The organism is Serratia sp. D1N4 (assembly GCF_054552755.1).
In genome coordinates this window covers 1,581,925-1,595,234 of sequence record NZ_CM137274.1, presented here as the reverse complement: position 1 = coordinate 1,595,234, position 13,310 = coordinate 1,581,925, and the positions used below count along the sequence as shown (strand labels likewise).

Here is a 13,310-nt window from a genome sequence, read left to right as displayed (position 1 = left end):
GCTTTATGATATCTTTATAATCAATATGTTAGTCTGAATCAATACTCAGCCTGTTGCTGGCGCTGCTGCTGTAACCGCTCCGCCTGCTGGCGTACTACCTGCCAGATCACCTCTGCCGCTGGCGTCAGCGAGCGGTTTTTACGCCGCACCAGCATCAGAGCCCGGTTAATCTCCGGCATCAGCCGCCGCACCTTGAGTTGCCCCCCTTCCGGCAGCGGTAGCGCCAGGGCCGGAAAGATGCTGATGCCGATACCCGCCGTTACCATCGGGAACAGCGTCGCCGGATGGCCGATCTCCTGCACCACCTGCGCCTCTACGCCCTGTTGACTCAAGGCGCTGTCGATCAAGGGTCGGCTGCCGGAAGCGTAATCCTGTAACACCAACCGGCAGCCGTTAAGCGCCGCCCACTGCACTTCGGGTTGAGTGGCAAATGGATGATCGTTGCGGCACAGCAATAAAAAGGGTTCATACAGAATCGCTTCGCAGTCCAGATCCACCGCCTGAATCGGATCAACCACAATGCCGAAATCCACTTCGGCGTTACGGATACTTTTCAGCACCTGCTGCTGCGACTGATCGCGCAGCACAATGCGGATCTCGGGATACTGCTGCTCGCCAGCTGCGATACACTGCGGCATCAGATGAGCAGAAATGGTCTGGCTGGACGCCACACGCACCGTGCCGCTGCGCTGCAAGCCAAAGCTGCGTGCATCCAGCAATGCTGTCTGTAATTCGTCCAGCAGGCGCTCAACGCGATTGGCCAAGCGCAAACCGGCGTCGGTCAGCACCACTTCACGGGTAGTGCGATCCAACAGGCGCACGCCCACTTCGGCTTCCAGCTCTTTGACACTGTGGCTGACGGCCGATTGCGTCAGGCCCAAAACCTCCCCGGCACGGCTGAAGCTGCCATGGCGCGCGATGGTGACAAAAACCCGGAGCTGCTTGAGAGAGTAATTCATGTTTTTTATTCATATATGAATTAAATAAATCAATTTTATTATTATATCGTGCCGCGCGAGAATCACCGCATCGATTTCTCTTCTGAGTCAGTCACCATGAAGTTTCTTCCCGATCGTTTTACCCTGACGCTGGTTGCCACCGTGCTGCTGGCCTCATTCTTGCCCGCACGCGGTGAGTTCGTCAGTTGGCTCCACGGGCTGACCGTGGCTGCCATCGCTCTGCTGTTCTTTATGCACGGAGCCAAGCTTTCCCGCGAAGCCATCCTGGCGGGCAGCAATAACTGGCGTTTGCATCTGTGGGTGATGTGCAGCACGTTCATCATCTTCCCGGTGCTGGGGGTGCTGTTTCAATGGTGGTCGCCCGTCAACGTCAGCCCCGAACTGTATACCGGCTTTATTTACCTGTGCATCTTGCCCGCTACGGTGCAATCGGCCATTGCTTTTACCTCGCTGGCCGGGGGAAACGTGGCGGCGGCGGTATGCAGCGCTTCGGCCTCCAGCCTGTTAGGGATTTTTGTTTCGCCGCTGCTGGTGGGCCTGTTGATGAACGTGCACGGCGATACCGGCGGGCTGCAACAGGTTGGCACCATTGTGCTGCAACTGCTGGTGCCGTTTATTGCAGGGCATCTTTCCCGCCCGTTGATTGGCAAATGGGTCGAACGTAACCGCAAACTGATTGGCAAAACCGATCAGACCTCGATTCTGCTGGTGGTTTACACCGCCTTTGGTGAAGCGGTGACGCACGGGATCTGGCATCAGGTGGGAGCGGGTTCACTGGTGTTTATCGTGGTGGTCAGCATAGTGTTGCTGACATTGGTGTTGGTAATGAATACCTACATGGCGCGCTGGCTGGGTTTCAGCAAAGCCGATGAGATCACCATTGTGTTCTGCGGATCGAAGAAAAGCCTGGCTAACGGTATCCCGATGGCCAACATTCTGTTCCCGGCGGCAACCGTGGGGATCATGGTGTTGCCATTGATGATCTTCCATCAGATACAGTTGATGGCCTGCGCGGTGCTGGCAAAACGCTATCAGAAAAAACAGCAGGAACAGCAGGCGGTGTTGAGTACGGAAACGTCCCGGGGATAATCAGGTGGGCCTCCGCCCACCCGTTCAGCTTTTCTTTAGCGGCTTGACCAGGTGGTCAAGCCCTTCAATCTTAATCGCCAAGGTCATTTCCATCAGCATACCTAGCTTGCCGTTTGGGAACTCGCCCTTGCGGGCAAACCACAGCAGGTACTCTTCGGGAAGATCGATCAGCACCCGGCCCTGATATTTACCAAAGGGCATCACGGTGTTGGCGATTTCAATCAGGTTCTCTTTTTCCATCAGGCACCTAACAGGCGGATCATTTCCGCTTCGTCGATCACCTCAATACCCAGTTCCTGCGCTTTAACCAGCTTGGAACCTGCGGCTTCACCGGCGATCACCAGATCGGTTTTCTTGGAAACGCTGCCGCTGACCTTGGCCCCTAAGGCGGTCAGGCGATCTTTGGCCTCATCGCGCGAAAGCTGGCTGAGAGAACCGGTCAACACCACGGTTTTACCGGCAAACGGGCTGTCGATCTCTTCTTTCACCACCACGACCGGCGCAGGCCAGTTGATGCCCACCTCCGGGCTGACCAACTCTTCGATCACCTGTTGGTTATGGGCTTCAGCAAAGAAATTCACCACGTGCTTCGCCACCACCTCACCGACATCCGGCACTTCTTTCAGCGCGTCCAGATCGGCCGCTCGCAGTTTATCCAGCGAACCAAAATGAGCGGCCAGATTCGCCGCGGTAGATTCCCCCACTTCACGGATGCCCAGCGCATACAGGAAACGGGCAAAAGTGGTTTGCTTGGCGGTTTCCAGCGCATCGACCAGATTCTGCGCCGACTTCGGCCCCATGCGATCCAGCCCGGTCAAGATACCGGCTGAAAGACGGAACAGATCGGCTGGGTTTTGCACGTACTCTTTGTCCACCAGTTGCTCAATGATTTTCTCCCCCATGCCGTCGACGTCCATCGCACGGCGCGAGACAAAGTGCTTCAGCGCTTCTTTACGCTGAGCCCCGCAGATCAGACCACCGGTGCAACGCGCTATGGCTTCGCCTTCCACCCGTTCCACGTCAGAGCCACAGACCGGGCAGTGCTGCGGGAACACCACCTCACGGGCATCCTGCGGGCGACGATCTTCCACCACGCCCACCACTTTCGGGATCACATCCCCCGCACGGCGCACAATCACCGTATCGCCAATGCGCAGACCCAAGCGTTCGATCTCATCGGCATTATGCAGCGTCGCGTTGCTGACGATCACTCCGGCCACCTGCACCGGCTCCAGACGCGCCACCGGGGTAATCGCCCCGGTACGCCCTACCTGGAACTCGACTTCACGCACGATGGTGATCTGTTCCTGTGCCGGGAACTTAAAAGCGGTTGCCCAACGCGGCGCACGCGCCACAAAACCGAGCGCTTCTTGCAGATCGATATCGTCGATCTTCACCACCACGCCGTCGATATCAAAACCGAGCTGAGCGCGGTCTTGCTCAACCTGACGATAAAATGCCAGCACCTCATCGCTGCCGGTACAGCATTTGACGCGATCGCTCACCGGCAAACCCCAGGCTTTAAACTGCATCAGGCGCTGCCAGTGGCTACGCGGCAGTTCGCCCCCTTCCAATAGGCCAACACCGTAACAGAGGAAGGTCAAAGGGCGTTTAGCCGTGATGCGCGGATCGAGCTGGCGGATTGAACCCGCAGCCGCATTGCGCGGGTTGGCAAATATCTTGCCATCTTTGCGCCGGGCTTCTTCGTTCATCTGTTCAAAACCGGCCTGCGGCATAAACACTTCGCCACGCACTTCCAACCGAGATGGGATGTTATCCCCGGTCAGGCGTAGCGGGATGGCGCGGATGGTACGCACATTAGAGGTGATATTCTCCCCGGTGGTGCCATCACCACGGGTCGCCGCGCGCACCAGTTCACCGTTTTCGTACAGCAGGCTGACCGCCAAACCATCCAGCTTCAGTTCACAGCAGAACGTCAGCGGCTCGCTGGTCTTCAGGCGATCCTGCACGCGCTTGTAAAACGCCAGATAGCTCTCTTCGTCAAACACGTTATCCAGCGAGAGCATCGGCACTTCATGGCGCACCTGATCAAACGCCGCCAAAGGTGCAGCACCGACGCGCTGGGTCGGTGAGTCAGCGGTGATCAGTTCGGGATGCGCCTGTTCCAAAGCGCGCAGTTCCTGCATCAGGCGGTCATATTCCGCATCCGGGATCTCCGGCGCATCAAGCACGTGATACTGATATTCGTGATGGCGCAGTGAGGTTCGCAGTTGATTGATTTTTTGGTTGATCGATTCCATGGCTCACCATCAGAAGATAAAAAGCCCCCGGGTAGCGGGGGCTAGAGATAACAGATTATTCAGTGCGGCTAGCTGGCGATCAGGCGCTCTTGTTTTCCAGCACTTCACGAATGCGCGCTTTGTAGGTTTCCAGCTTCTGCGGCGTCATCATACGACGCTCGTCGTCCAACACCACGCCGCCCACATCGTCGGCAATACGCTGGGCCGATTGCAGCATCAGCTTGAAGTTCTGATTGGCGTCTCCGTAAGACGGCACCATCATAAACATCGATACGCCCGGCGTAGAGAAATCAGACATCATTTCAGGATCAAAGGATCCTGGTTTGACCATATTGGCCAGGCTGAACAACACTGGGCCACTGCCTGCCGGGCTGATATGGCGATGGAAAATGCCCATTTCACCAAACTGGAAGCCTGCTTGCAGCACGCTCTGTAGCAAAATTTCGCCGCCAATCACGCCACCTTGATGCGCCGCTACGTGCAGCACCAGGACGGTTTCTTTCAGTTTTGCCGGCTTGCTCGGCTCTTGCTCTGCCGGTTTCACTTCCGGCTTCGGCTGCTGATTCGCAGGTTCGGCATGATGGGCTGCTTGTGGTGCATGTGCCGACGGCAAGTCGTCAACGCGCGGCGCAGGTTGCTGTTGCGGTTCGTCGTCTTCATCGTCCTGCGCGTAGTTATCCAGCAGGATGTCATCATAATCCGGCCGCTCAGAAAGCGGTGCAGGTTGATGAGCTACCGGCTGAACGGGCCGTGGGGCTGGAGCAGGCTTCGGCATAACCGCAGGCTCTTCGCGTGCAGCATCAAAATGGCCCAATGACGGCTCGTCCTGGGGATGAGTGGCACGAATACGCACCTCGCCCACACCTTCAGCAGGTTCGTCGAATGGAGTTGGTTCACGTTCTTTTTTCGAACGCTTGGCTGGGCGATCGCGGAAAATCGACGAGCGTTCCTTGCGGCTGGTCCAAAGACCATGCAATAACAACGCTATTATGGCGATCGCGCCAACAACGATTAATATCAGACGCAAATCCTGCATCATTGCTATCTCTGTTGTTCCAATACATTGCCACCGCGGCAAACATTCACTCCTTAACTCTATTTGCCTGCAGGCACAAGTGCAAGTCCGTGCTGAACTTTATGCCAATAAAGATGATTACACTGCATTTTTTGGCTGTTTTTTCAACCAACCGCCCTCTAGCCAGTGGAAAATCATACCGATATGATAGAGATGCCTGTTCAGACAAAGAGATAAACTTAAGATATGTCCTATACGCAACCTGCTTCCAAGCCCACCAGCGGCATGCATTACTTCGCCGAAGGGTGGCGCCTGATTTCGCGCCCAGGGATTAAACGCTATGTAGTATTACCTTTGCTCGTTAACGTGTTGTTGATGGGATCCGCCTTCTGGTGGCTGTTCAGCCAACTGGGTGACTGGATCCCAAGCATGATGAGCCATGTGCCTGACTGGCTGCAATGGCTGAGTTATTTGCTTTGGCCGCTGGCGGTGATTTCGGTGCTGCTGGTGTTCAGTTACCTGTTCAGTACCCTCACCAACCTGATCGCAGCACCGTTTTGCGGATTGCTGGCCGAACAGCTTGAAGGCAGCCTGACCGGTAAATCACTGCCGGATACCGGCATCTTGGGTATCATGAAAGATCTTCCGCGCATTATGGGGCGCGAATGGCGCAAGCTGATGTACTACCTGCCACGTGCGCTAGTGCTGCTGGTGCTCTACTTCGTACCTGGTATCGGCCAGACGCTGGCACCGGTGCTGTGGTTCCTGTTCAGCGCCTGGATGCTGGCGATTCAGTACTGCGATTATCCGTTTGATAATCATAAAGTCAGCTTTGCCGACATGCGCCGCACGCTGCGCCAGCACAAAACCGACAATCTGCAATTCGGTGCGCTGGTCAGCCTGTTCACCATGATCCCTATCCTGAATCTGGTGATCCTGCCGGTAGCCGTGTGCGGTGCCACCGCCATGTGGGTGGACCGTTATCGCCCGCAATTTGTTCGTTCCTGATCGAATATTGCTTCAACTGAGGGTGCTTCCGGCACCCTTGTTATTGGGCATAAAACTTATTCTCTAATAACATATAGATATACCAATTCCTTACTTCCCTGCCGGGGCCGTTAGCGTATGCTTTCGATGTTCCCTACATTTTCATAGAGTTAAAGGACGGGCTATGAGCAAGATATATGAAGACAACTCATTAACAATCGGCCATACGCCGCTGGTTCGTCTGAACCGTATCGGCAATGGGCGCATTCTCGCCAAGGTTGAATCTCGCAACCCGAGCTTCAGCGTCAAATGCCGCATCGGTTCCAATATGATTTGGGATGCCGAAAAGCGTGGCATTCTCAGCGCCGGTAAAGAGCTGGTGGAACCCACCAGCGGCAACACCGGTATTGCTCTGGCCTTCGTGGCGGCAGCGCGTGGCTACAAACTGACGCTGACCATGCCGGAAACCATGAGCATTGAACGCCGCAAACTGTTGAAAGCGCTGGGGGCCAATCTGGTGCTGACCGAAGGCGCGAAAGGCATGAAAGGGGCGATCGCCAAGGCTGAAGAGATTGTGGCGACCGATCCGAACCGCTACGTTCTGCTACAGCAGTTCAGCAATCCGGCTAACCCGGAAATTCATGAAAAAACCACCGGCCCGGAAATCTGGGCAGATACCGACGGTGAAGTCGATGTGTTCATCGCGGGCGTGGGTACTGGCGGTACGCTGACCGGCGTCAGCCGTTTCATCAAGAAAACCAAAGGCAAAGCCATCACCACCGTGGCGGTTGAACCGACAGATTCACCGGTGATCAGCCAGGCCTTGGCCGGTTTAGAGATCAAACCAGGCCCGCACAAAATTCAGGGTATCGGTGCAGGTTTTATCCCTGGCAACCTGGATCTTGAGTTAGTTGATCGCGTTGAGCAGATCACCAACGATGAAGCCATCAGCATGGCCCGTCGTCTGATGGAAGAAGAAGGTATTCTGGCAGGAATTTCCTCCGGCGCCGCTGTTGCGGCCGCGGTCAAACTTTCAGAAAACGCAGCCTTTACCGATAAAACAATTGTGGTTATCCTGCCTTCTTCAGGTGAACGCTATTTGAGCACCGCATTGTTTGCAGATTTGTTCACCGAACAAGAGCTGCAGCAGTAGAGCGAAGAGTGCACAAAAAGCTAAAAAAGCACCTTTCGGGGTGCTTTTTTGTGGACTGGATCAAAGTTTACACCCATCAAAGATTGATTTTAGCCTCTGGCTTTAGTATTTAACCGGACAATTATTTCGGTACGCGAAATTAATCACCTTCCGCCTGTTGTTTGAGCTGAATCGATTTACTTGTTTGTCGCTAACGCGCAAAACACGGCATAATAGGAAGTTGATTGAAATGGCATCAGAAGCCAGGTTTTTTTGATCTGGCATGACTAAAGCGTCGTTTTATGTTGCATCAACGCTCGCCCCTGTACCATAGTCAGGCACTAACCAGACAGGCTAAAATCACGCCGCTAGGCTAAACTTTAGCTCCACAACATTAATCCAATAAGTTGGGGAAACATCAATGTTCCAGCAAGAAGTTACTATTACCGCTCCGAATGGTCTGCACACTCGCCCTGCCGCTCAGTTCGTTAAAGAAGCCAAAGGCTTTGTCTCTGACATTACCGTCACCTCCAACGGCAAAAGCGCAAGTGCCAAGAGCCTGTTTAAACTGCAAACTCTGGGCCTGACCCAAGGTACCGTAGTAGTCATCGAAGCTGTTGGTGAAGACGAGCAGAAAGCCGTTGAGCACTTGGTAAAACTGATGGCAGAGCTTGAGTAATCGGCCCGTCTTTTTAGTTAACACCAGTCAAGAGTAAGGTAGGGTTATGATTTCAGGCATTTTAGTATCACCGGGTATCGCTTTTGGTAAGGCTCTCCTACTGAAAGAAGATGAGATTGTCATCAACCGGAAGAAAATCTCTGCAGACCTAGTAGAGCAGGAAGTCTCGCGTTTTCTGGCAGGCCGAGCTAAGGCATCCGAGCAGTTGGAAGCGATCAAGACCAAAGCTGGCGAAACCTTCGGCGAAGAGAAGGAAGCCATCTTCGAAGGCCACATCATGCTGCTGGAAGACGAAGAGCTTGAGCAGGAAATCATAGCCCTCATCAAAGACGATCTGGCGTCCGCTGATGCTGCCGCTTATACCGTGATTGAAGGCCAGGCAAAAGCGTTAGAAGAGTTGGATGATGAATACCTGAAAGAGCGCGCGGCTGACGTGCGTGACATCGGTAAACGTCTGCTGCGCAATATTCTGGGCCTGGCGATTGTCGATCTGAGCTCTATTCAGGATGAAGTGATCCTGGTTGCCACCGATCTGACCCCGTCAGAAACGGCCCAATTGAACCTGGACAAAGTGCTGGGTTTCATCACCGATCTGGGTGGCCGTACTTCCCACACCTCCATTATGGCCCGTTCCCTGGAGTTGCCGGCAATCGTAGGCACCAGCGACGTGACCAAGCAGGTGAAAAATGACGATTACCTGATTCTGGACGCCGTTAACAACCTGATTTACGTTAACCCGACCACTGAGGTGATCGAGCAGTTGAAAGCTGCTGAGAGTCTTTACACCAGCGAGAAAAACGAACTGGTCAAGCTGAAAGATCTGCCAGCCATCACGCTGGACGGACATCAGGTTGAAGTCTGTGCCAACATCGGTACCGTGCGCGACGTCGCAGGTGCAGAGCGCAATGGCGCCGAAGGTGTCGGCCTGTATCGTACCGAATTCCTGTTCATGGATCGCGACTCACTGCCCACTGAAGACGAGCAGTTTATGGCTTACAAAGCCGTTGCGGAAGCCATGGGCTCACAGGCAGTGATCGTCCGTACCATGGACATCGGCGGTGATAAAGACCTGCCGTACATGAACCTGCCGAAAGAAGAGAACCCGTTCCTCGGCTGGCGTGCGATCCGTATCGCGATGGACCGCCGGGAAATCCTGCACGCCCAGTTGCGCGCCATCCTGCGTGCTTCCGCCTTCGGTAAACTGCGTATCATGTTCCCGATGATCATTTCGGTGGAAGAAGTACGCGATCTGAAAGGCGAACTGGAAACGCTGAAAGCGCAATTACGCGCAGAAAACAAAGCCTTTGATGAGTCGATCGAAGTGGGCGTGATGGTGGAAACACCGGCCGCGGCAGTGATTGCTCATCACCTGGCGAAAGAAGTCGACTTCTTTAGTATTGGGACAAACGACCTTACCCAGTATACTCTGGCAGTAGATCGCGGCAATGAGCTGATTTCTCATCTCTATAACCCGATGTCCCCATCAGTGCTTGGCCTGATCAAACAGGTCATTGATGCATCTCATGCGGAAGGCAAGTGGACCGGTATGTGCGGTGAACTGGCTGGCGATGAACGTGCTACACTGTTGTTATTGGGCATGGGGCTGGATGAGTTCAGCATGAGTGCGATTTCAATCCCGCGCATCAAGAAAATCATTCGTAACACGAACTTCGAAGATGTGAAGGCGTTGGCAGCGCAAGCCTTGGCTCAGCCAACGGCACAAGATTTGATGAATTGTGTGAATAAATTCATCGAAGAAAAGACGCTCTGCTAAACTTCCACGACACTGGAACGCCGCCCAATTTAATGCTTAGGAGAAGATCATGGGTTTGTTCGATAAACTGAAATCTCTGGTTTCTGATGACAAGAAAGACACGGGCACTATCGAGATTGTCGCTCCAATTTCTGGCGAAATCGTCAACATCGAAGATGTACCTGACGTTGTATTCGCCGAGAAAATCGTTGGTGACGGTATTGCTATCAAACCGGCAGGCAACAAAATGGTTGCTCCGGTTGACGGCACTATCGGCAAGATTTTCGAAACCAACCATGCGTTCTCTATCGAATCCGACAGCGGTATTGAGCTGTTTGTCCACTTCGGTATCGATACTGTTGAGCTGAAAGGCGAAGGCTTCAAGCGCATCGCTGAAGAAGGCCAGCGCGTTAAGAAAGGCGATGTCATCATCGAGTTCAACCTGGCACTGCTGGAAGAGAAAGCCAAGTCCACTCTGACCCCGGTTGTCATCTCCAACATGGACGAGATCAAAGAGCTGATCAAACTGTCCGGCAGCGTTATCGTGGGTGAAACCCCGATCATCCGCATCAAAAAATAATCACCGTTGGTGATAGCATCAAGCAAATGCCAGTCGGTTAATCCTGACTGGCATTTTTCTTTTCTGCCCTACCACATAACTCTGTTCTGGCTTCTGCCACTCATAAGCTGCCTGTGCTCAAATTGCCCCCCTGCCAGGCCTCATTGTCGCCATCTCGGGCAGCTTAAAACTAACCAACAAAACAGCCCCAGCACGCCACCAGACAAAATTTTCACCATAAAAAGCGATAGAGCAAGATAACTCTTATATCGTCTTACTTCACAGTATGCCGAGTTAATGCACAAAAAAGTTTTAAAATGCAAATATCATCAAACTTTATACGGTTTATAAAATTAATCTATCACCCTATAGCTGGCTAAAATTTATGCTAAAAGAAATGTTTTTATAGGGTTTGACCAAGATAAGACATTTATAAAGCTTAATCATTCCAGGTGAAATGACATTTATGCATAGCATGAAACAAAATATCATCTTACAACAAACCGAGATATGTCCTATAGTCCACAACACTAAATACCTACAGGAAGTAAGGTTTATTTAACATTTCCCACATAGCGTGACAGTGGGGGGAATATTATTAAAACAAGCCGTAGATTAAAAAGTGATTTTATTTATTTCAGGAGGAAATAATGAAAAGTAATAACAGGGACAAGAGACCCACTCAAATCTATCCTCGCAGAACGGAGTAACAATTTTCCAAGTTACTCAATCACTTAATTTAATTAAAAATGATCACACTTTGATTTAACGGTGGTCACACATACATTTTTTCACTTGGGAAGAAGGACTTATTAATATAAGGACCTGTACATCATGCCGGGTGAGAAATTAAAAAAGCGAATGTAACAAACTCATTTAACTAATTACGAACGAAATGTTTAAAACATTATTTCGTGCAAAGGTTTTTCATGCTGTCTGTGGCGCATGTGCCACGTAACCTCTCCGGGTATCCGGAATATTATTATCTATATATAAGGAAATATGATGCGTAAGATCCTATCAACCATGACCCCAGTTGCCCTGTTACTTTTGGCTACCGCTGGTAATGTTCAGGCTGCTTCCAACGCTCAAATGACTATCACTGGTACCGTAGTTGCGGCCACCTGTGACGTCAGCCTGTCTACCAACAACCTGGATCTGGGCAACTTTACCCCTGCAGATTTCACCGCAGTAGCAACACCTGTTGCGGCCAGCCAGAAATCATTCACCGTGGGTATCAACAACTGCCAAACCCCATTGGCTGCTGGTGATAAAGCCAATCTGGTAGTCACAGGTCAAACTCTGGGTGGTAACCCGAGCATCTTTAACAGCACCGGCACTAACGCTGGCGTAATGCTGCGCGACGTTGCTGCTCCAGCGGGTACCTATATCAAGAACGGCGACAAACTGTTGGTGGCCACTGCGGGTGCAACTCCAGCATCTGGCGACTTCAACGGTAAAAGCCTGAGCCTGCAGGCTGGTTTGGCATCAAGCAGCTCCAACACTGGGGTGAATATCGGTGCTGTTAACGCACCAGTTCTGTTCAGCTTTGCCTACAACTGATTTATCTCCTAGGGGGCATTTGCCCCCTTTTCCAGCACCCAGGAACTGTATATGTCCCGTATCTTCTCACTGCTTTCAGTATTACTTGCTCTGCTGACGCTCCCTGCTACGGCACAGGTAGGTGGCTTTGGTATTAATGCCACCCGCCTGATTTACCCCCAGGATGCTGACAGTATCAGCGTGACAGTGCGCAATACCATGACAACACAACCTTATCTGGTGCAGGTCAGGATCAGTGGTTCCCAAGACGGAAGCCAGCCAGCACCCTTTATTACTCGGCCCCCTCTGTTTCGCCTAGAGCCAAGCAGCGTCAACCAGGTACGCATTCTGGCACAAGGTGCTGTTCTGCCAACAGATCGTGAGTCCGTGTTCTATTTTCATGCCAGCGCTATTCCAGCCAGTCTAACTCCCCAATCCAATGCGCAAAACAACGGGGTATCTGGTACTGCTCAATTTGGCGTTGGCAATATTATCAAACTGTTTTACCGCCCCAAAAACCTGCCTTCATCATCAATGGCAGCGCAACAGAATCTGCAGTTTTCTCGGGTAAAGGGAGGGCTTCATGTCAGGAATAACTCACCCTACTTTGTCAGTTTTGCCAGCCTGCGTTTAGGGAGCCAAGCAATCACACTGGATACCCCTGCCGCGTTGATGCTTGCACCGTTCAGCAACCATATCTATCCAACGACAGCCACACAAAGCGCAGTGCGCTGGGAAACTATTAATGATGAAGGGGGAGTCAATGCGTTCAACCATAACTTGCCGTAAAAAATCCTCTCTGCTGATGCTTGTGACACTGTCAGCGTTGATGAGTACGTCTGCTCCAGCAGTAACACTCAACTTCTCTGCCGTGCTCAACCCGGGAACATGCACCTTCAGTCTGGATAAAAGCACGCTGACGCTTGACTCAATTAACCTGTCGCAATTGACATCTTCAACATTGCGGGCAGCGCAACCCTTTACTCTGATGGTTAAGGATTGCAGCGGAACCGATGCCGTCCTTGCGCCAGTAGTTAATATCAGCGGTGACGGGCTTACTCAGGATGGCAAATGGCTGTTTCGTAGCAGTGACTCCACGGCTTCTGGTATGGGCATCATGCTGGTGAAAACAGACGTTACACCCAGCTATGGCGATACCGAAGTCAAAAATGGCGACAATATTCCATTGGCCGCAGCCGGGGTTAATCCGCCCGATCAGAATATCAAATTTTACGCTGGGATAACCTGCGGCAGCTTGGCATGTGCCAGTGGGCCATTGAGCCCGGGAACGCTGACGGCCCGCGTTCTGTTTAACCTCGCCTATCGCTGAGGCT

The 13,310-nt window shown here is 52.5% G+C and carries 13 protein-coding genes; 9 read left to right on the top strand and 4 right to left on the bottom strand.

What is annotated here, in order from left to right:
• Positions 1–38: 38 nt before the first annotated feature.
• Entirely contained in the window at positions 39–959 is a 921-nt protein-coding gene (locus tag ACX1CU_RS06900) for a LysR family transcriptional regulator (protein WP_459401850.1), read from the bottom strand.
• A gap of 96 nt (positions 960–1,055) precedes the next feature.
• Here ACX1CU_RS06900 and ACX1CU_RS06895 point away from each other — a divergent pair, with 96 nt between their 5' ends.
• Positions 1,056–2,048 (top strand): bile acid:sodium symporter family protein, encoded by a 993-nt coding sequence (locus ACX1CU_RS06895; RefSeq protein WP_459401849.1) that lies wholly within the window; start codon positions 1,056–1,058, stop codon positions 2,046–2,048.
• 24 nt (positions 2,049–2,072) lie between these two features.
• Here ACX1CU_RS06895 and ACX1CU_RS06890 read toward each other — a convergent pair whose 3' ends face one another.
• The 3 genes from ACX1CU_RS06890 to zipA form a co-directional block, all read right to left on the bottom strand.
• Positions 2,073–2,288 (bottom strand): DUF3820 family protein, encoded by a 216-nt coding sequence (locus ACX1CU_RS06890; protein ID WP_459401848.1) that lies wholly within the window; start codon positions 2,286–2,288, stop codon positions 2,073–2,075.
• A complete protein-coding gene (ligA, locus tag ACX1CU_RS06885) occupies positions 2,288–4,309 on the bottom strand; it encodes an NAD-dependent DNA ligase LigA (RefSeq protein ID WP_459401847.1) in 2,022 nt (673 codons plus the stop codon). Before ligA ends, ACX1CU_RS06890 begins: the two co-directional genes overlap by 1 nt.
• Positions 4,310–4,388: 79 nt before the next feature.
• Positions 4,389–5,348, bottom strand: coding sequence for a cell division protein ZipA (gene zipA, locus ACX1CU_RS06880; RefSeq protein ID WP_459401846.1), 960 nt, complete (start codon positions 5,346–5,348; stop codon positions 4,389–4,391).
• Between the two features lie 222 nt (positions 5,349–5,570).
• On the opposite strand from zipA, the gene cysZ reads away from it, so the two are divergent.
• The 8 genes from cysZ (at position 5,571) to ACX1CU_RS06840 (ending at position 13,306) form a co-directional block, all read left to right on the top strand.
• On the top strand, positions 5,571–6,332 hold the full coding sequence (gene cysZ / locus ACX1CU_RS06875; protein WP_459401845.1) for a sulfate transporter CysZ: 762 nt from the start codon (positions 5,571–5,573) through the stop codon (positions 6,330–6,332).
• A 163-nt stretch (positions 6,333–6,495) separates the two neighbouring features.
• Positions 6,496–7,464: a cysteine synthase A gene (gene cysK, locus ACX1CU_RS06870; RefSeq protein WP_459401844.1), complete on the top strand. Its 969-nt coding sequence runs from the start codon at positions 6,496–6,498 to the stop codon at positions 7,462–7,464.
• A 400-nt stretch (positions 7,465–7,864) separates the two neighbouring features.
• Positions 7,865–8,122, top strand: a complete 258-nt coding sequence (ptsH, locus tag ACX1CU_RS06865; protein ID WP_459401843.1) for a phosphocarrier protein Hpr — start codon at positions 7,865–7,867, stop codon at positions 8,120–8,122.
• 46 nt (positions 8,123–8,168) lie between these two features.
• Positions 8,169–9,896: a phosphoenolpyruvate-protein phosphotransferase PtsI gene (gene ptsI / locus ACX1CU_RS06860; protein WP_459401842.1), complete on the top strand. Its 1,728-nt coding sequence runs from the start codon at positions 8,169–8,171 to the stop codon at positions 9,894–9,896.
• A gap of 49 nt (positions 9,897–9,945) precedes the next feature.
• Positions 9,946–10,455, top strand: a complete 510-nt coding sequence (gene crr / locus ACX1CU_RS06855; protein WP_459401841.1) for a PTS glucose transporter subunit IIA — start codon at positions 9,946–9,948, stop codon at positions 10,453–10,455.
• Positions 10,456–11,436: 981 nt separating this feature from the next.
• Positions 11,437–11,997: a fimbrial protein gene (locus tag ACX1CU_RS06850; RefSeq protein WP_459401840.1), complete on the top strand. Its 561-nt coding sequence runs from the start codon at positions 11,437–11,439 to the stop codon at positions 11,995–11,997.
• 51 nt (positions 11,998–12,048) lie between these two features.
• On the top strand, positions 12,049–12,765 hold the full coding sequence (locus ACX1CU_RS06845; RefSeq protein WP_459401839.1) for a fimbrial biogenesis chaperone: 717 nt from the start codon (positions 12,049–12,051) through the stop codon (positions 12,763–12,765).
• Positions 12,740–13,306 (top strand): fimbrial protein, encoded by a 567-nt coding sequence (locus tag ACX1CU_RS06840; RefSeq protein ID WP_459401838.1) that lies wholly within the window; start codon positions 12,740–12,742, stop codon positions 13,304–13,306. Before ACX1CU_RS06845 ends, ACX1CU_RS06840 begins: the two co-directional genes overlap by 26 nt.
• Positions 13,307–13,310 lie beyond the last annotated feature (4 nt).